At 68.3% G+C, this 17,292-nt stretch carries 15 protein-coding genes; 5 read left to right on the forward strand and 10 right to left on the reverse strand.

Annotated features, from left to right (window positions below; genetic code table 11):
* Window position 1: 1 nt before the first annotated feature.
* The 6 genes from AC2EBS_RS03405 to AC2EBS_RS03430 are packed head-to-tail and all read right to left on the reverse strand — an operon-like array spanning window position 2 to window position 5,357.
* Complete coding sequence (locus tag AC2EBS_RS03405) at window positions 2-1,270, reverse strand: glycosyltransferase (protein ID WP_484726965.1); 1,269 nt, start codon at window positions 1,268-1,270, stop codon at window positions 2-4.
* A gap of 2 nt (window positions 1,271-1,272) precedes the next feature.
* The gene (locus tag AC2EBS_RS03410) at window positions 1,273-2,529 is read right to left on the reverse strand and encodes a DegT/DnrJ/EryC1/StrS family aminotransferase (protein ID WP_484726966.1); all 1,257 of its coding nucleotides are present in this window, start codon (window positions 2,527-2,529) and stop codon (window positions 1,273-1,275) included.
* Window positions 2,526-3,290 carry an ABC transporter permease gene (locus tag AC2EBS_RS03415; protein ID WP_484726967.1) on the reverse strand — a complete coding sequence of 255 codons (765 nt, stop codon included), beginning with the start codon at window positions 3,288-3,290 and terminating at the stop codon, window positions 2,526-2,528. Before AC2EBS_RS03415 ends, AC2EBS_RS03410 begins: the two co-directional genes overlap by 4 nt.
* A 5-nt stretch (window positions 3,291-3,295) precedes the next feature.
* Window positions 3,296-4,213: a hydrolase 1, exosortase A system-associated gene (locus tag AC2EBS_RS03420; RefSeq protein ID WP_484726968.1), complete on the reverse strand. Its 918-nt coding sequence runs from the start codon at window positions 4,211-4,213 to the stop codon at window positions 3,296-3,298.
* On the reverse strand, window positions 4,210-5,079 hold the full coding sequence (locus tag AC2EBS_RS03425) for a hydrolase 2, exosortase A system-associated (RefSeq protein ID WP_484726969.1): 870 nt from the start codon (window positions 5,077-5,079) through the stop codon (window positions 4,210-4,212). Before AC2EBS_RS03425 ends, AC2EBS_RS03420 begins: the two co-directional genes overlap by 4 nt.
* A gap of 29 nt (window positions 5,080-5,108) precedes the next feature.
* On the reverse strand, window positions 5,109-5,357 hold the full coding sequence (locus tag AC2EBS_RS03430; RefSeq protein ID WP_484726970.1) for an acyl carrier protein: 249 nt from the start codon (window positions 5,355-5,357) through the stop codon (window positions 5,109-5,111).
* Between the two features lie 282 nt (window positions 5,358-5,639).
* Here AC2EBS_RS03430 and AC2EBS_RS03435 point away from each other — a divergent pair, with 282 nt between their 5' ends.
* Window positions 5,640-7,259 carry an acyl-CoA ligase (AMP-forming), exosortase A system-associated gene (locus tag AC2EBS_RS03435; protein WP_484726971.1) on the forward strand — a complete coding sequence of 540 codons (1,620 nt, stop codon included), beginning with the start codon at window positions 5,640-5,642 and terminating at the stop codon, window positions 7,257-7,259.
* Window positions 7,260-7,283: 24 nt separating this feature from the next.
* Window positions 7,284-8,537 carry a pyridoxal-dependent decarboxylase, exosortase A system-associated gene (locus AC2EBS_RS03440; RefSeq protein ID WP_484726972.1) on the forward strand — a complete coding sequence of 418 codons (1,254 nt, stop codon included), beginning with the start codon at window positions 7,284-7,286 and terminating at the stop codon, window positions 8,535-8,537.
* Window positions 8,538-8,547: 10 nt separating this feature from the next.
* Here AC2EBS_RS03440 and AC2EBS_RS03445 read toward each other — a convergent pair whose 3' ends face one another.
* Entirely contained in the window at window positions 8,548-9,573 is a 1,026-nt protein-coding gene (locus AC2EBS_RS03445; RefSeq protein WP_484726973.1) for a polysaccharide pyruvyl transferase family protein, read from the reverse strand.
* A gap of 53 nt (window positions 9,574-9,626) precedes the next feature.
* Window positions 9,627-11,567, reverse strand: coding sequence for a bifunctional 2',3'-cyclic-nucleotide 2'-phosphodiesterase/3'-nucleotidase (locus AC2EBS_RS03450; protein ID WP_484726974.1), 1,941 nt, complete (start codon window positions 11,565-11,567; stop codon window positions 9,627-9,629).
* A 172-nt stretch (window positions 11,568-11,739) separates the two neighbouring features.
* On the opposite strand from AC2EBS_RS03450, the gene AC2EBS_RS03455 reads away from it, so the two are divergent.
* The 3 genes from AC2EBS_RS03455 to trhP all read left to right on the forward strand — a co-directional run bounded on the left by AC2EBS_RS03455 (window position 11,740) and on the right by trhP (window position 15,960).
* Window positions 11,740-12,210, forward strand: a complete 471-nt coding sequence (locus tag AC2EBS_RS03455; RefSeq protein WP_484726975.1) for a (2Fe-2S)-binding protein — start codon at window positions 11,740-11,742, stop codon at window positions 12,208-12,210.
* Entirely contained in the window at window positions 12,207-14,513 is a 2,307-nt protein-coding gene (locus AC2EBS_RS03460; protein ID WP_484726976.1) for a xanthine dehydrogenase family protein molybdopterin-binding subunit, read from the forward strand. Before AC2EBS_RS03455 ends, AC2EBS_RS03460 begins: the two co-directional genes overlap by 4 nt.
* Window positions 14,514-14,589: 76 nt before the next feature.
* Window positions 14,590-15,960: a prephenate-dependent tRNA uridine(34) hydroxylase TrhP gene (gene trhP, locus AC2EBS_RS03465; RefSeq protein ID WP_484726977.1), complete on the forward strand. Its 1,371-nt coding sequence runs from the start codon at window positions 14,590-14,592 to the stop codon at window positions 15,958-15,960.
* An 8-nt stretch (window positions 15,961-15,968) separates the two neighbouring features.
* Here the strand turns inward: trhP and AC2EBS_RS03470 are convergent, their stop codons facing one another.
* Together AC2EBS_RS03470 and AC2EBS_RS03475 are read right to left on the reverse strand one after the other, a co-directional pair.
* Window positions 15,969-16,604, reverse strand: a complete 636-nt coding sequence (locus tag AC2EBS_RS03470) for a DUF938 domain-containing protein (RefSeq protein ID WP_484726978.1) — start codon at window positions 16,602-16,604, stop codon at window positions 15,969-15,971.
* 61 nt (window positions 16,605-16,665) lie between these two features.
* Complete coding sequence (locus AC2EBS_RS03475) at window positions 16,666-17,202, reverse strand: hypothetical protein (RefSeq protein ID WP_484726979.1); 537 nt, start codon at window positions 17,200-17,202, stop codon at window positions 16,666-16,668.
* Between the last annotated feature and the right edge of the window lie 90 nt (window positions 17,203-17,292).

The raw sequence follows: 17,292 nt of genomic DNA on the forward strand, positions 1-17,292 counted from the left end.
TTCAGAGGGTGCGAGTCAAGGCGCGTGCTGCCGCCGGGGTGGTCAGATCGTTGAGCAGCGCGGCCAGGGCCGCGCTGCGGCCGCGACGCGATGCCGCATCGATCAGGGTTGGATCGGTCTGGGGGGCGGAACCGCTACGCAGCTGGGTGAGCAGGGTTTCGAGGGCAACGGCGATGGCGCCGGCATCTTCGAGCGCACACACCGGGCCGGCATTGGCGCGCTGTAGCAGCGCGCCGGTGTCGCTGCTGGGGGCGGCCAGACCGAGGATGGGCTTGCGCGCACGCAGGTACTCGTAGACCTTGGCAGGTACCTGGTCACCGCAGTCGTGAGACTGCAGCGCGAGCAGGGCATCTGCGCACAGCATCTCCTGCAGCGCCTCCTGATAGGGCAGCGCGGGTAACACTTCGATCAGCTCGCCCACGCCGTGGCTGGCTGCAAGGGCGGTGAGCCAGGCCTCGTGCACAGGTGCGCGAAAGCGCAGGCGAAGCTGCGCCGGCTGCAGCTGGCCCCGGTTCAGCAGATCGCGCAGCGCGGTGAACAGGGCCGCGGGATTGCGCCATTCCGGGTAGACGATGCCGCTGTGTAGCAGGGTGTAGCACCCCGGGTTCAGCGCCCGGGCAGGGTGCTGCTCGGCGCGGGTGAAGGCAGCTTCATCGAAGCCGTTCTCGATCACGCTCACATCGCCGGCGCGCGTGGGGTAGCGGGCGCGATACAGCGCCGCTGCTCCGGGCGTGGTGAACACCATGCGGTCGGCATGCTCGAACACGCCGCGCTCGGTGCGCAGGTAGCTGCGCCAGGTGGCTGGATCCTGCGGATAGCCGTCATGGGCCATCGGATCACGGAAGTCGGCGACCCAGGGCAGTCCGCTCAGCCGAGCCAGCACGCCAGCGATGAGATGTGCGGTCGGGATCGGGTAGGTGCTCCAGATAGCTGCCGGGCGTTCGCGCCGGATCATCGCCAGCCCCGCCGGCACGGCGCCCAGCAGCCAGCTGGTCCAGCGGTCAGGCCGTGCCAGCCAGCCCGGGTAGCGACCGGCCAGGGCCAGATGCCGGCTGGCGTCCAGCGCGAAAGCCCGGGTGACCTGGAGGTCGGCAGGCAGTTGTCGCAGCAGATCGTCGTTGTGGTTCTCGTAGGCGCGCGGATGGGCGCTCAGCACCAGCGGCGTCCAGCCGAATTCGGGCAGCTGTCGGGCGAAGCTCAGGCTGCGCTGGATGCCGCTGCTGCCCGCCAGCGGCGGGAAGTGATAGGCGATCATCAGCAGCTTGCGCATGCTCAGGCCCGGTGCTCGGCCAGCGCTTGTGCCCCGAGCCCGTGGGACGCACCTGCAGTCTGCATTGCAGCCGTCTGGTTGGGGCGCGCATACAGCCGAAGCACGGCGGCGATGATCTGCTCGACCTCGCCGTCGCTCAGGTCCTGATGGCAGGCCAGCTGCAGCACATGATGGGACCAGCTCAAGCCCTGATCCCCGGGCAGATCGGGGATACCCGGCCAGAGCCGATCCCAGCGCGACACGGGGATGCCCAGCCGGCGCAACTCGCCGTAGCCCGGATCAGGTTCGGCGACCCATAGCGGGAAGACATATGGGGCGGCGTCATCCGGCAGGCATGGGCACAGCGGCCGCATTCCTGCGCTCTTGCTCAGCGCGCGGGCCATGGCCTGGAAGTGCCGGCGGCGTTGCTCGACGATGCGCTGACGCGGGGCGTGAGCAGCCACCAGGGCAGACGCGCTCGTCAGCTGACGATGCGATAGCTCGGTATCGATAGTGAAGCCGTCCATGGCTTCCTCGCCTGAGGGTGCCTCCACAGTCGGCGATTGGCGATTGCGCTTGAACCATTGGCGCAGCGCAAAAGCACCGCCAAGCAGTGCGTTGAAACCTTTGAGGCGCTGATGGTTGGCCGCGACATGGACGATGTCCACGAAGGCCTTGAGCTGCAGCAACAGGCCGGGCTTGCGCAAGGGCGGGCAGGCGCCCGACCTGCGGTTGACGACCAGGCAGCCACCTTCCGGAACGGGCAGGAACTTGGTCAGGCTGCCGATGGCGATGTCGCCGGAGCTGCCGACTGGCACGCCGTCGGCACGGCCGAAGAGGGCGTGCGCGCAGTCCTCGATCAGGGCAACGCCTCTCTCATCGCACCAACTGCGCAAGGTGAGCATGGGCCGCGGCAGGCCGAAGTAATGGGCAGCCAGGATGGCGCGCACTCCATGAAGCGCCGTCTCATCCAGTCCGTCCAGTCGGGGCGCACCACAGTCATCGATGGCATAGAAAAGTGGCGTCGCGCCCAAGGCAACGATGGGCGCCACCATGGTGGGGCAGTGGTAAGTCGGCACCAGCACCCTGTCCCCGGGGCGGATGCCCAGCATTTCGAGCGCCAGCAGGATCGAGGCGCGTCCACTGGTGCTCAGCAGCATTCCTTCTCGGTCGAGCAAACAGGGCAGATCGGCATGCTGCCTGCCCGCGAAGGTCTGCCAGCTGAGAACCGGCAGCCTTGGAATGGCTGGCTGCGGTGCTCGAGACTCAGCGTCGCTCATTGCTGTGCTTGCGGTGCGGAGGCGGGCGTGGCCGCATCGCTGGCCGTGCCGGCGGGTACGGGTGGCGGCACTTCGTCGCGCCATTGACCGACCGCAACGAGCCGCTGGCGCAGGTCCTGCCGCGGCATGCCGAGCCGGGCTGCCGTGTGCGCCTGGACCAACGCACGGTCGTAGTCCTTCAGGTCGAAGTAGAGCAGCCCGATGTTGTAGTGCGTGAAGCCGTTGTCCTTGGCGATCTCGGTTGCTGTCTCAAGCTGCTTGCGCGCCTCGTCCACACGCTGGCGCTTGGCCAGAAAGCTGCTGTACATCATGCGGACGATCGCATCGTCCGGGCGGAAGCGTATGGCTCGATCAAACCAGCACTCCACCGTATAGCGTGCCTTTCCCGGTGGATCCTTGCGCTCGAGTTCGGAGAGCCGAACCATCGCATCCAGGGCGCGGTGGTGGTTGGGAAAGGCGCGCAGCGTGTAGTCGAACTCGCCCCCTAGGGTCTCGCGACCAGCGCCGTTCTTCCCCTTGTACAAGGCCTCCATCTGCGGCAGGAAGTGCGCGCCTTCGACCAGCCGTATCGGGCTGTTCGGGTCCCGTCGCTCAGCGGCATTCGTCGCATAGTCGCGATAGTCATAGGGGCCGAAATTGTTTGCCAGCCCGCCGCAAGCGCTTGCACCTTGCTGAGCCTGGGCCAGGCCATGCGAAAGCAGGGCTAGCCCGCAGAACAGCAGCGGCAATGTCTTGAGTCGGTGCATTGGATGCAGCGCCATAGCAGTCAGACCTTTGCAGAGGGAGGGTGAGCCGCCAGTCCGGCAAGCCATGCCAGGCACTGGCGCTCGAGCTCGCGAGAATGGCCAAGTTCAGAGAATGTGTGATCGGCTTGCTCCAGGGACAGCCGGGAGATGCCGGAGCGATTCATGGCCCGGTGCCAGGCCGACTCTTTGCTCGCTACTGTCGCTTCGAACTCCTTGGCTACAAGGTCGCGGCCACTCAGAATCAGCAGAACCGGGCCGCCAAAGTGATGCAGCCCGTGTGCCATGCGGCTGCGGAAGTCCGTGGCAGGACCTGCAGCTCCGGTAGCCTGTGCGCCATTCGGTCGCAGCAGCAGCCACAGCTTGGCCATGAACTCACTCAACGCGCCTAGCGTGATGCCATGTCGCAACCGGTTGCGCCAGAAGTCAGCCTGCAGCAGGCGCCGGGTGTAGTAGTGCTTGACCTGAGCGCGTGCCAGCCCTTCGTCTGAGCGAACCCAGGGATTGAGCAGCACGACGCCGTCGATGCCGGCCTGTGAGGCCTTGGCTTCCAGATGCATCAGGATGGCCGAGGCGGCATCGCAGAGTCCCCACAGCACGAGTCGCCGAACTTCCGTCCGCTGAGCCCGTAGCGCATTGACCGCTGCGGCGATGTCGGCATCAACCTGGAGGAAGTCGCGTGCCGCTCCGGTGCTGTCGCCCATGCCGCGATAGTCGAAGCGCAGGCAGTGGTGGCCCTGCGCGGCCAGCGCGCGCGCAAGCTGGACGAACTGGCGATGGCTACCCGCACGGTACTGCGGCCCGCCGACGACGATGACGACACCAATGCCGGTAGCCGCCACACCGGCAGGTGGGCTGCTGATGACGCCCAGCAGTTGTTCGCCCTCACAAGCGAAGACGATGGCTTCTTCTCGTGCCTGGACGGCGGGCTGGGGCCTCACGTCGCCACCTCGGATACCGGAGCATGTCCGGCACTCTGTCCGCTCGGCATCGAGTTCTCCAGCGACTGGCTCACAGTCGCCGCGATCAGCGCCGGCGCCTCCTCGATCTCGGTCGTCTGCCAGAAGGCGGGGCCGACCAGCAGTCGGGCGTCCAGCTGCCAGCCGGCATCGCGCCAGCGCTGCTGCGCCTGGCTGCTCACCGGCGTCCATTCGGCATCGGTGCGGGCGTTCAGCTCCAGCCAGACCAGGCGGCCCGGACGCGCACCCTCGGGTGGTTGCAGTGTCGCGGCCTCCAGGCCCTCGGCCAGCGCCGGGGCCAGCAGGTAGCCGGCGATCTCGACAGTCTCGCCCCGGCCCAGTGCGCTGCGCAGCTCGGCCATCAGGCCCTTGTTGGCGCCGTCGAGCATCTCGCCGGCCAGCTTCAGGCGCAGGAACTGCTGCAGCAAGGGCTTGCCCGAGGCGGGCGGCTGCTGCAGCAGCAGATGGGCTGGGGCGCCCAGCTGGCGCAGCGTCTCGACCGCCAGCAGGCAGCCCGCACGCAGGCCCCACAGCCACAGAGGCGCAGGGTCAGGTCTTGATTGCAGCCAGCGGCAGCCCAGCAGGGCGTCGTCCACCCAGGCCTGCCAGCTGGCGTCGCCGAAGTCGCCGGCGCTGTCGCCGCAGCCCAGCAGGTCGATCTGCAGCACCTCAAAGCCGGCCGCCGCGAGGGCGCGTGCCTGCAGCGCCGCCATGCGCCGGGACTTGTTCATTTCCTCGGCGAAGGGGTGCAGGTAGAGCAACTGGCCGCGCTTGACGGGGCCTTGCGCCGCGTGATGGACGCAAAAGCGCTGCGAGCCGTCGCTGCTGTCGAGGAAGAAGGCTTGCATGGCGTCTGATCGCTCGCCCAAGCCGGTATTCAGGGCAGACGCGCGGCGACGAAGTCGGTCAGCGAGCCGACGCTGGCAAAGGTGGCGCCGTCGATCTCGTCGTCGTCCACGGTGATGCCCAGTTGCTCCTCGAAGCTGGTGATCAGGCTGACCACGGCCATGGAGTCGAGCTCGGGAATTGCGCCGAGCAGCAGCGTGTCGCGGCTGAAGGCGGCGCTGCGGCCGTCCAGGCTGAGCACCTCGTCGAGGATGCGGAGTACTTGCTTTTCGATGTCCATATTGTCGTGACGATCCCTGCGTCGGAGCACGGGTGTGAGCCCGGCTGTCCCTCTGGAGCGGCATCTTAACTGGGGCCTGTTGACGCTCATCGGCACGGCGCCCCCTTAGACCAAGGGACAGGGCGGTGAATATGTCACGCGGGGATCGCTTACCCTTCGCAGCCTGTCGTCAACATGGTGCAATGCAGGGCCGAAAGCACTGAGGTTGAAGCATTCCTGCATTCACTGACGGTGCGACTCACCGTTCCAAATGCCTGCCGAACCCGGCTGGCCAGAATCCGCATGACCGTGAACCGCGAGCGATCCATCCCTGTCGAAGCCCACCTATTGCATGAACTAGCGCTGCGTCAGGCGGCACTCAGGCCGGAGGCCACGGCCTTGAGCTACGGTGCGAAGTCGCTGAGCTATGGCGAGCTCGGCGAACAGATTCGCGGCTTTGCGGCCGGCCTGATGGGGCTGGGCCTGGGGCGCGGCGAGCGGGTGGGCATCTACCTGGAGAAGCGCTTCGAGACCGTGGTCGCCAGCTTCGGCGCTCCGGCCGCCGGCGGCGTGTTCGTGCCGATGAACCCGCTGCTCAAGCCGGAGCAGGTGGGCTTCATCATGCGCGACTGCGACGTGCGCGTGCTCGTGACCTCGCCGGAGCGCTATGCGCTGCTGAAGGATTCGCTGGGCGACTGCCCAGCCCTGCGCCATGTGGTGCTGACCGACGAGCCGGCTGACACCGCAGGGCCTCTGCCCGTGCACCGCTGGCAGGCGCTGGTCCAGACACCGCCTTGCGCCGGTCATCGGGTCATCGACGGCGATGTGGTGGCGATCCTCTACACCTCCGGCTCGACCGGCCGGCCCAAGGGCGTGGTGCTGTCGCACCGGAACATGGTCACCGGCGCGAAGAGCGTGGCCTCGTACCTGGAAAACGGTTCGGACGACACGCTACTGGCGGCGCTGCCGCTGTCCTTCGATGCCGGCTTCAGCCAGCTGACCACCGCTTTCCATGCCGGCGCGCGCGTCGTGCTGCTGAACTACCTGCTGCCGCGCGACGTGCTCAAGGCGATGGAGCGCGAGGGCGTCACCGGCCTGACGGCCGTGCCGCCGCTGTACATCCAGCTCGCGCAACTCGAGTGGCCGGCAGCGATCAACGAGCGCCTGCGCTACTTCGCCAATACCGGCGGCCGCATGCCGCGCGAGACGCTGCAGCTGCTGCGCCAGCGCGTGCCGGCAGCCAAGCCCTTCCTGATGTACGGCCTGACCGAGGCTTTCCGCTCCACTTATCTGCCTCCCGAGGAGGTGGACCGCCGCCCCGATTCGATCGGCAAGGCGATCCCGAATGCCGAGATCCTGGTGCTGCGCGAGGACGGCAGCGAGTGCGCGCCGGACGAGCCCGGCGAGCTGGTGCACCGCGGTCCGCTGGTCGGCCTGGGCTACTGGAACGACGCCGAGAAGACCGCCGAGCGCTACAAGCCGTTGCCGGCTGGCGTCGGCGGCCGTGAAGGCGGGCTGCAACTGCCCGAGTACGCGGTGTTCTCTGGCGACAACGTGCGCCGCGATGCCGAGGGTTTTCTGTACTTCATCGGCCGGCGCGACGAGATGATCAAGACCTCGGGCTACCGCGTCAGCCCGACCGAGGTGGAAGAGATCCTCTACGCCACCCAGCTGGTCGGCGAATGCGTGGCTTTCGGCGTGGACAACGACGCGATCGGCCAGTCCATCCAGGTGATCGCCACGCCGCCGGCCGGCGCGGCGGCCATCGATATGGCTGCGCTGCAGGCCGCCTGCCGCAAGCACATGCCCGCCTATATGGTGCCGGCCGGCATCGAGCAGCAGGCCGGCCCGCTGCCGCGCAACCCGAACGGCAAGATCGACCGCAAGCTGCTGTCCACCGCCTGGGTGGAATGCAACACCTGACCCCCGCGAGCTTTTTCCCTGACCATGAGCGATACACCCAACGCGCCGCGTCGCGCCCCTGTCCACACGCCGATGACGCAGTTCCCGGTGCAGGGCGGCGAGCTGATCGTCGGCGGCCAGCGCCTGTCGGTGCTGGCCGAACGCGTCGGGCAGACGCCGTTCTACGCCTATGACCGCGGCCTGCTGAAGGCGCGCGTGGCCCAGCTGCGCGCCGCGCTGCCGGCGCAGGTCAAGCTGCACTACGCGATGAAGGCCAACCCGATGCCGGCACTGGTGGGGCTGATGGCCGGCCTGGTCGACGGCATCGACGTGGCCTCGGCGGGCGAGCTCAAGGTGGCGCTGGATGCCGGCGCCGATCCGGCCGAGGTCAGCTTTGCCGGCCCGGGCAAACGCGACATCGAGCTGCGCCAAGCGGTGGCCGCCGGCGTGCTGGTCAATGTGGAGTCGGTGCGCGAGCTCCCGGTGCTGGCGCAGGCCTCGCAGGACCTCGGCCTGCCGGCACGCGTGGCGCTGCGCGTCAATCCGGATTACGAGCTCAAGGGCTCGGGCATGAAGATGGGCGGTGGCCCCAAGCAGTTCGGCATCGATGCCGAGGCGCTGCCGCCGGTGCTGACCGAGGTCGGCCGCCTGGGCCTGGCCTTCGAAGGCTTCCATCTGTTCGCCGGCTCGCAGAACCTGAAGGCCGAATCGATCTGCGAGGCGCAGCAGAAGTCCTACGAGCTGGCGCTGCGCCTGGCGGCAGATGCGCCAGCGCCCGTCAAGTTCCTGAACCTGGGTGGCGGCTTCGGCATTCCGTATTTCCCCGGCGAGACGCCGCTGGAGCTGGCGCCCATCGGCGCCAATCTGCAGGCCCTGGTCGAGCGTGCCGCTGGCGATTTGCCGCAGGCTTCGCTGGTCATCGAGCTGGGGCGTTACTTGGTCGGCGAGGCCGGCGTCTATGTGGCCCGTGTGCTGGACCGCAAGGTCTCGCGCGGCCAGGTCTTCCTGGTCACCGACGGCGGGCTGCATCACCACCTGTCGGCGTCCGGCAATTTCGGCCAGGTGATCCGCAAGAACTACCCGGCAATGATCAGCCAGACGCGCGGTGAGACGGCGCTGGAGAGCGCGTCGGTGGTCGGGCCGCTGTGCACGCCGCTGGATCTGCTGGCCGACAAGATGGAGCTCGCCGCGGCACAGCCAGGCGATCTGGCGGTGATCTACCAATCCGGTGCCTACGGCGCCAGCGCCAGCCCGCAGGGTTTTCTTGGCCACCCTGCAGTGGTCGAGGTGCTGGTCTGACCAGCTGCGGCTAGACCAGGCGGGACAGCGCCGACTTCAGCCCAGCCACGGCCAAGCGCCGCAGCCCGGTTCGCTGCCGGGGTTCGATGGCGGCCACCGCCTGGTCCAGTGCGGCCGCAAGGCGCTGACCGTCGTCCAGCAGCTGCCGACGAAGTTCGAGCGTCTTCCGTCGAGCAGGCTCGAAGTCGGCTGCCAGTGCCCTTGCAACTGCGGGCAGGCTGGCCGGATCCGCGACGAGCTGATCGCGCAAGCCATGGTCTTGGCAGAACTGCCTGAGCTTGTTGTGCACGTCGGCCACAATCACCGGTCGACCCGCGCGAACCGCGCACAGCATGCCGTGATAACGCATCGTGATAACCGCGCGTGAGCGGCGTAACGGCTGCAGGGAGAAGCTGGTCGGCGCATTGCCGTAATAGGCCTGCAAAGCAGCGAAATCCCCAGCGCCGCCACGGTCATGACGCGCGTGCCCGTAGTAGAAGGGCCAGGCGTAGGCTGGGCCGCCGAGCGCATCGACTGCGGCATCAAGGTCCCGTGTTGCCCATGTTGGCATCTCGTCCGAGCGCAAGGCAACAGCGACTCCTGAGGGCGGGCTGGGCTGATCGGCCTCGATGTCGCCACTCCAGGGCGCGGACCAGAAGAGATCGGAGCCGACCATCACCCTGGGGTGATCAATCCAGTCGCCCGTCTGCCGGTCGCGCACATGGAAGAAGGCCGCACGATCCGCCAGACTGCGGGTCTTCTCGGCGACTTCGGCGTCGTAGTTGCGGCCCGAGATGCCGGCGACGATGAACGGAATACGAAGGCGCCGCGCGTACCGATCGCCAAGCTGGAAGAACTGGTGTTGCGGCCAGAGGCTGCCGCCGCCGATCACCAGCAGGTCGAACTGATTGACCATGTCCAGCGGGGGAAGCTGGCCTGTGAAGCTCAGCTTGTGGTCCCGCAGTCGGTGGCAGAGGGCAGACTCCAGCAGATCATCGCCTGCGTTCATCACGCCATAGAAGCCGACGATGAGCACCCTGAGTGGCTGTGACGACATGAGCCTGGCGGTTCCCTGCTAACCGAACCTGTCCAACACGCCCCAATCATGACCTATTTGCCGGACCTTGCGACCAGTTCAAAGGTAACAAAGCCGATAGTCCGCGTTGGTTTGCCATTTGGCAACACGCGACCCCGTGCATGGCCGATGGCGCGCTCGGCTGAAACAAAGCTGAGTCGAACGCCGTCTACCGGCCGGATGCTCCAGTTCCCATCCGCCGACGGATCAAAGCGCTTCGCGCCCGCCAGATACTGCGCCACCGCCTCGCGGTTCTCGTCCGGCGCATCGATCACGATGTTGCGGCCGTCCAGGCCGGGGAAGTTGCCCCCGCCGTTGGCGCGGAAGCTGTTGGTGACGACGAGGAATTCGGCCTGCGCGTCGACGGGCCGGCCCTGGTAGCGCAGCTCGACGATGCGGTGGGCCTGGGATTCGGTGCGCTTGCCTTCGGGCGTGTAGCGCGCCGGCTGGGTGACATCGATCTCGTAGCTGACGCCCTCGATGCTGTCGAAGTTGTAGGAGCGAAAGCTCGGTTCGAGCAGGTCCTGCACCGCCGGGCCGGCCGGGTCGATGCGGCGGAACTGGCCGGCCGACATCTCCAGCCACTCGCGCAGCTCGGCCCCGGTGACCTTCACGATCTTGATCGTGTTCGGATAGACATAGAGGTCGGCCACATGCTTGATCGCGATCGGCCCGGCCGGGATGTCGGTGTAATAGCCGGGCCCCTGGCGGCCGCCCGCCTTGAAGGGCGCGGCGGCCGATAGCAGCGGATAGCGCTCCCAGGCCGTGCCTTGCAGCGCCCGCTTCGCATAGGCCAGCTGCGCGCGCGCCACCAGTTCGACCGAGGGGTCGTCCATCACCTGCGCGAAGTAGCTGTGGATGGGCGCGGTGGCCTCGGCCACCTGGCCGCGCACATAGTCCAGCGTCTGGGCATGCTCGCGCGCGATGGCCTCGCCGACCATGGGGTCGGCCTCGACCAGCGGTTTGCGCGTGCGGCGATCGAAGATGGGTCGCAGGCTGGCGCGACTTTCCGTCACCTGCCAGCGGCCAGCCTTGTCGCGCGCCAGCTTCAGGTCGATCAGGCCCAGATGGTCGCCCCAGCGGCCGGGCATCACCGCCGGCACGCCGTGGATGCTGCCGCGCTGCAGGTCCACGCCGGGAAAGCCGGCGAAGGCCTCGCTGGGGAACTCGGCGTGCGCATGCCCGAGCAGCAGCACGTCGATGCCCGGCACCTGGGCCAGCTGCACCGCCACGTTCTCGGCCATTCGCGGCTGCTCGATCTTCTCGATGCCGCTGTGCGCGATCGCGACGATCAGGTCGGCCCCCTCGGCGCGCATCTGTGGCAGATAGCGCCGGGCGGTGTCGAGTATGTCCAGCGTGTCGACGCGGCCCGTCAGGTGCTGACGGTCCCACTGCATGATCTTGGGCGGCACGAAGCCGATCACGCCGATCTTCAGCGCGTGCTCGCGGCCACTGTCGTCACGCAGGCGGCGATCCAGCAGCACATAGGGCGTGAAGGCGGGTTTGCCGTCGCCGCCCGCCTCGACCACATTGGCGCTGACATAGGGGAAGGCCGCGCCTGCGATGGCCTGGCGCAGGAAGGGCAGGCCGTAGTTGAACTCGTGGTTGCCGATGTTGGCGGCGTCCACGCCCAGGCGGTTCAGCACCTTGTAGGCCGGATGCACCTCGCCCGGTGCCAGCGGCTTGACGCGTGCCACCAGATCGCCCAGCGGGTTGCCCTGCAGCAGGTCGCCGTTGTCGAACAGCAGGCTGTTGGGTGCTTCGGCGCGCGCGGCCTTGATCAGCGTGGCGGTCTTGGCCAGGCCGTACTCGTCGGTGATGCGGTCCTGGTAGTAGTCGTAGTTCAGCAGGTTCATGTGCACGTCGCTGGTCTGCAAGATGCGCAGACGCAGCTCCACGGCGCCGGCCTGGAAGGCGAGCAGCACGATCAGCGCGGCGAACAGCCGCTTCACGAGGGCGGATATCGATGTCGTCATGGTGAGCGATGCTAGCCCCATGTGGCCAGACGTCGGGCCCGAAGGGCTGTCGGCACGCGCCATGCCAGCCGGACAAGGATCGCTTAGCATGCGCGCCGAGGAGCGCCGCGCCCGCGATGTGCGCAAGGCGTCGCCCGCATCATCAGACCACACAGCAAGTGAAAGACTCCGCATGATCGAATTGACGATCAACGGCGAGCCGCGTCGGCTCGACCTCGAGCCCGAGATGCCGCTGCTCTGGGTGCTGCGCGACGAGCTGGGCCTGACCGGCACCAAGTTCGGCTGCGGCATCGCCAGCTGCGGCGCCTGCACGGTGGAGATCGACGGCGTGGCCACGCGCTGCTGCGTGATGCCGGTTGGCGCGGTGGCCGGCAAGCAGGTGCGCACCATCGAGGCCGGCGCGCAGGATCGCACCATTCAGGCGCTGCAGCAGGCCTGGGTGCGCCACCAGGTGCCGCAGTGCGGCTACTGCCAGAGCGGCATGATCATGGCCGCCGCGACGCTGCTGCGCAGCCATCCCAAGCCCAGCGACGCCGACATCGACGCCGGGCTGACCAATCTCTGCCGCTGCGGCACCTACCAGCGCATCCGTGCGGCGATCCACGACGCCGCGGCCACGCTGGCGCAGGGGGTGGCGCGATGAGCCGCCGTGCGCAAGCGCAGCAGGGCGTGTCGCGCCGCGGCCTGCTGATCACCGGTGCGGTGCTGGGCGGTGGCCTGCTGCTGGGCGTGGGTGCGATCACGCGGCCGCTGTCGCGCGACGAGCAGCTCGGCAAGGCCGAGCAGTTCCGCCCGCAGGCAGACCAGATCGGGCTGAACGCCTGGGTGAAGATTCGCCCCGACGGGCAGGTGATCGTCGCGCTGCCGCGCGCCGAGATGGGCCAGGGCGTGCAGACCGCGCTGGCCATGCTGGTGGCCGACGAGCTGGATGCCGACTGGTCGCAGGTGCAGACCGAGCAGGCACCGCCGGAGCGCGTCTATGCGAATACCGCGCTGCTGCTCAATGTGCTGCCCATCGACGGCGAGGACCAGAGCCTGGGCGCGCGCCTGGCGCGGCGCGCGCTGATGCGCACTGGCCACGCGCTGTCGCTGCAACTCACCGGCGGCTCGTCGAGCATCCGCGACGCCTGGGAGCCGATGCGTCTGGCCGGCGCTGCTGCGCGATCCATGCTGATGCAGGCCGCGGCCAAGCGCTGGGGCGTGGCGGTGGCGGACTGTCGCGTCGATGCCGGCGTCGTCATCCACGAAGCCAGCGGGCGCCGCGCCGGCTTTGGCGAGCTGGCCGCCGAGGCGGCCAAGTTCTCGCCGCCGGCCGAGCTGGCGACCAAGCCCGCCTCGGCCTACAAGCTGATCGGCAAGCCGGTGCCGCGCCTGGACATCCCGGCGAAGGTGGATGGCAGCGCGGTGTTCGGCATCGATGTGCGGCCCGAGGGTTTGATCTATGCGGCGATTCGCCAATGCCCGGTGTTCGGCGGCGGCGTGGCCGGCTATGACGCGCAATCGCTGCGCGGCAAGCGCGGCATCGTCGATGTGTTCACGCTGGCCGAGCATGGCGCGGTCGTGGTGCTGGCCGACAGCTACTGGCGGGCACGCAGCGCGCTGGACAGCCTGGAGATCCGCTGGGACGAAGGCCCCAACGCGCAACTGGACAGCGCAGCGATCCGCAGTCAGCTGCAGACGGCGCTGCAGGGCGAGGGCGGCTTTGCCTTCCGCGATATCGGCGACGCGCGCTCGCGGCTGGACCAGGGCGGCGCGAAGAAGCTCGAGACGGTCTACGAGGCGCCTTTCCTCGCCCATGCGGCGCTGGAGCCGATCAACTGCACGGCGCAGTTCAAGGACGGCGCGCTGACGCTGTGGTGCTCGACCCAGGTGGCGCTGCTGGCGCGCTGGAAGGCGGCGCAGGCCGCGGACATCCCGATCGAGCAGGTGACGCTGCATGTGCCCTATCTGGGCGGCGGCTTCGGCCGGCGCCTGGAGGTGGACATGGTCGAGCAGGCCACGCGTATCGCGATGCGCACGCAGGGCAAGCCGGTCAAGCTGGTGTGGAGCCGCGAGGAGGACATGCAGCACGACATGTACCGCCCGGTGGCGATGGCCAGTTTTGCGGCGGTGCTGGACGAGCAGGGCCGCCCGGCCGCCTGGCTGAACCGCGTGGCCGCGCCCTCGGTGGGCCTGGCGACCAGCGAGCGCCTGATGCCGGCCTTCGCGTCCGACATGCCCGACAAGAACCAGGCCGAAGGCGCCTTCGACCTGGCCTATGCGGTGCCCAATCTGCGCGTGCAGCAGCTGCGCGTGAAGACGCCGGTGCCGGTGGGCTACTGGCGCAGCGTGGGCCATTCCTACAACGCCTTCTTCACCGAGGGCTTCATCGACGAGCTGGCCCACCTGGCCGGGCAGGATCCGGTGGCCTACCGGCTGGCGCTGCTGGCCGACAAGCCGCGCCACCGCGCGGTGCTGCAGCTGGCGGCCGACAAGGCCGGCTGGGGTCAGGTCTTGCCCAAGGGCCGTGCGCGCGGCGTGGCCGTGCACGAAAGCTTCGGCGGCTGGTGCGCCCAGGTGGCCGAGGTCTCGCTGGGTGAGGGCGGTCAGCCGCGGGTGGAGCGGGTGGTCTGTGCGATCGACTGCGGCATCGTCGTCAACCCCGACACGGTGCGTGCGCAGATGGAGAGCGCCATCGTCTTCGGCCTGAGCGCCGCGCTGTACGGCGAGATCACCATCAAGGCCGGCCGCGTCGAGCAGAGCAACTACCCCAGCCAGGAGGTGGTGCGCATGGCGCAGATGCCCAGGATCGAGGTGCACATCGTGCCCAGCCTGGCGCCGCCCGGCGGCGTCGGCGAGCCCGGCACGCCGCCGATCGCGCCGGCGGTGGCCAATGCGCTGTTCGCGCTGACGGGCAAGCGGCTGCGCCGGCTGCCGCTGCGCCCGGCGGACTTGCAGCAGGCCTGAGCAGCAAGCCTGTTTAGCAGACCTGAAGCGCAGGGGCTTCGCGCCTGCTTTGCCCCTTGCTGGGACAATAGCGGGCATGAAGATCAAGTCTCCCGAACTGCTGCTGCCTGCCGGCTCGCTGGCCAAGATGCGCGCCGCCTATGACTTCGGCGCCGATGCCGTCTATGCGGGGCAGCCGCGCTACAGCCTGCGCGCCCGTAACAACGAGTTCCGCCTGGAGCAGATCGCCCAGGGCATCACCGAGGCGCATCAGCGCGGCAAGAAGTTCTTTGTCACCAGCAACCTGATCGCGCACAACGACAAGGTGCGCACCTATCTGCGCGATATCGAGCCCATCATCGAGCTCAAGCCCGACGCGCTGATCATGGCCGACGCTGGCCTGATCATGCAGGTGCGCGAAAAATGGCCCGAGGTGCCTATCCATCTCTCGGTACAGGCCAACACCACCAACTGGGCTGCGGTGAAGTTCTGGCAGAAGATGGGCGTGGAACGCATCATCCTGTCGCGCGAGCTGAGCCTGGACGAGATCGAGGGCATCCGCAACGAATGCCCGGACATGGAGCTGGAGGTCTTCGTGCACGGCGCGCTGTGCATCGCCTACTCGGGCCGCTGCCTGCTCTCGGGCTATTTCAACCGGCGCGACCCCAACCAGGGCACCTGCACCAATGCCTGCCGCTGGGAATACGGCACGCAGGCTGCCAGCGAGGATTCGCTCAGCGGCGAGGCCGTGCCGGTGGGCAAGCTGGAGAGCGACTTCAACTTCGCCGAGGCGCAGGCCGAGGCTGAGAGCAGCTTCTCGACCTGTGGCAGCGGCCAGCGCCATCCGGCCGCCGACAAGGTCTATTTCCTCGAGGAAAAGGGCCGTCCGGGCGAGCTGATGCCGATCATGGAAGACGAGCACGGCACCTACATCCTGAACAGCAAGGACCTGCGCGCGGTCGAGCATGTGGAGCGCCTGGCCAAGATCGGCGTCGACTCGCTGAAGATCGAGGGTCGCACCAAGAGCCTGTACTACGTGGCCCGTACCGCCCAGGTCTATCGCCGCGCGATCGACGACGCGGTGGCCGGCCGGCCGTTCAACCCCGAGCTGCTGCTGGAACTCGAAGGCCTGGCCAACCGCGGCTACACCGGCGGTCTGCTCGAGCGCCGCCCGGCGCAGGACTACCAGAACTACATCAGCGGCCACAGCGAGCTGCACCGCAGCCACTTCGTCGGCGAGGTGACCGGCGTGCGCGAGGACGGCTGGGTGCAGGTGCAGGCCAAGAACCGCTTCTCGGTAGGCGACCGCATCGAGCTGCTGCACCCCAGCGGCAACCGCGTCGTCGAGCTCAAGGAAATGCAGAACCTCGACGGCGAGCCGGTGCAGGTGGCGCCGGGCGACCCGGTGCGCGTCTGGGTGCCGCTGGGCCTGCCGGCCGAGGGTGGATTGGTGGCGCGGCTGCTCTAAGCCGAGGCTCAGGCGCCGCGGCGCCAGACCAGCAGCAGGTTGTTGGCCGGCATCGCCAGGCGCTGCGCCAGTTGCAGCCCGGCACTTGCCGCCTCAGCCTGCACATCGACCAGCCGCCTCAGCCCCCAGCCTGGATTGCGTTGCCGCAGGTCGGCGTCGAAGGCCAGGTTGCTGGGTGCGGTGACGATATCGTCTTCCCGATAGGGGCCATAGCTCAGCAGGCAGCCGTGGGGCTTCAGCGCGCGTGCGGCGCCTTGCATCAGCCCCGTGCAGCAAGCCCAGGGCGCGATGTGCAGCAGGTTGGCGCAGAAGACCAGATCGAAGCTGCCCGCGTCGACCGGCCAGGGCTGGACGCTCACATCCAGCATCAGCGGCTCGGCCACGCGCTGCAGCTGCTCGGCGGGCCAGCGCTGGCGGAGCTCGCGCAGCCAGGCCAGCAGCTCGGGCTGCGCCTCGCTGGGCTGCCAGGTCCAAGCCGGTAGGCCGGTCGAGAAGTGTTCAACATGCTGGCCGGTGCCGCTGGCGATCTCTAGCGCGTGGCCGTTGGGCGGCAGCAGCGTTTGCAGCGCTTCCAGCAGCGGCTGCTTGTTGCGCTCGGCGGCGGGGGAGAAGGGCGTTGATGGCTGGGGCGGGGCGGCGGGCATCGCGGCAGTGTAGTCAGACCAATCGCCGCGCGAGGGAGCCCGAGGACTTCCTGAGCACCGATTATTTTGCCGCGCCACCCAGCGTGTAGCTGCCCTGTCCTTCCAGGAAGCCGTCGCCCAGCGCGCCATCCGCCTTGGCATCCACACCCATGATGGCGCGGAAGCGAAAGCTGCCGCTGGCGCCAGCAAAGCGGCCGGTGCCGGAGACGATCTGGCCTTCGCCCCGCCATTCGCCGGGCGCATGGGTCATCGCCGGGGTGAGGGCGATGAGCTCGCGGCTGTGCATCACCAGCGTGGAGCCATCGGCGAAGCGGTACTCGGCCTCGACCTTGATCGGCAGCTTGCCGTCGGCGGGCGGGCCGGCGGCCTCGACGCGGCGCTGCGTCGTCGCCGGCTCGCGATTGTCGAAGATCGCCACGCCCAGGCGCGTGTTCACGCCACCCACGCGTGGGCCTTGGACCGAGCTGGCGCGCCAGCTCAGCTCCTCGGCCTGAGCGGGCAGACAGGCCAGCAAGCCGAGGCCGGCGGCCAGCATCAGCGAGGCCAAAGAAGAGGTGCGTGCGTGCGATGCGCGAGGTGCCCAGGCAGCATTGAGCATGATGGCTTCCTTTACGTCTGTCTTGTCTGTCAGTCTTCTGTTCACCGAGCAGCAGACGTTGCTGCCGCACTCAGAGTCTCGCGCCGTGTC

Source organism: Roseateles sp. T103, assembly GCF_057219915.1.

Coding starts and splice junctions, on each gene's coding strand:
- AC2EBS_RS03470 (WP_484726978.1), bottom strand. CDS start 16,604: ATGCCCGCCGCCCCGCCCCAGCCATCAACGCCCTTCTCCCCCGCCGCC.
- AC2EBS_RS03405 (WP_484726965.1), bottom strand. CDS start 1,270: ATGCGCAAGCTGCTGATGATCGCCTATCACTTCCCGCCGCTGGCGGGC.
- AC2EBS_RS03475 (WP_484726979.1), bottom strand. CDS start 17,202: ATGCTCAATGCTGCCTGGGCACCTCGCGCATCGCACGCACGCACCTCT.
- AC2EBS_RS03445 (WP_484726973.1), bottom strand. CDS start 9,573: ATGTCGTCACAGCCACTCAGGGTGCTCATCGTCGGCTTCTATGGCGTG.
- AC2EBS_RS03455 (WP_484726975.1), top strand. CDS start 11,740: ATGATCGAATTGACGATCAACGGCGAGCCGCGTCGGCTCGACCTCGAG.
- AC2EBS_RS03415 (WP_484726967.1), bottom strand. CDS start 3,290: ATGGCGCTGCATCCAATGCACCGACTCAAGACATTGCCGCTGCTGTTC.
- AC2EBS_RS03430 (WP_484726970.1), bottom strand. CDS start 5,357: ATGGACATCGAAAAGCAAGTACTCCGCATCCTCGACGAGGTGCTCAGC.
- AC2EBS_RS03450 (WP_484726974.1), bottom strand. CDS start 11,567: ATGACGACATCGATATCCGCCCTCGTGAAGCGGCTGTTCGCCGCGCTG.
- trhP (WP_484726977.1), top strand. CDS start 14,590: ATGAAGATCAAGTCTCCCGAACTGCTGCTGCCTGCCGGCTCGCTGGCC.
- AC2EBS_RS03410 (WP_484726966.1), bottom strand. CDS start 2,529: ATGAGCGACGCTGAGTCTCGAGCACCGCAGCCAGCCATTCCAAGGCTG.
- AC2EBS_RS03435 (WP_484726971.1), top strand. CDS start 5,640: ATGACCGTGAACCGCGAGCGATCCATCCCTGTCGAAGCCCACCTATTG.
- AC2EBS_RS03425 (WP_484726969.1), bottom strand. CDS start 5,079: ATGCAAGCCTTCTTCCTCGACAGCAGCGACGGCTCGCAGCGCTTTTGC.
- AC2EBS_RS03440 (WP_484726972.1), top strand. CDS start 7,284: ATGAGCGATACACCCAACGCGCCGCGTCGCGCCCCTGTCCACACGCCG.
- AC2EBS_RS03460 (WP_484726976.1), top strand. CDS start 12,207: ATGAGCCGCCGTGCGCAAGCGCAGCAGGGCGTGTCGCGCCGCGGCCTG.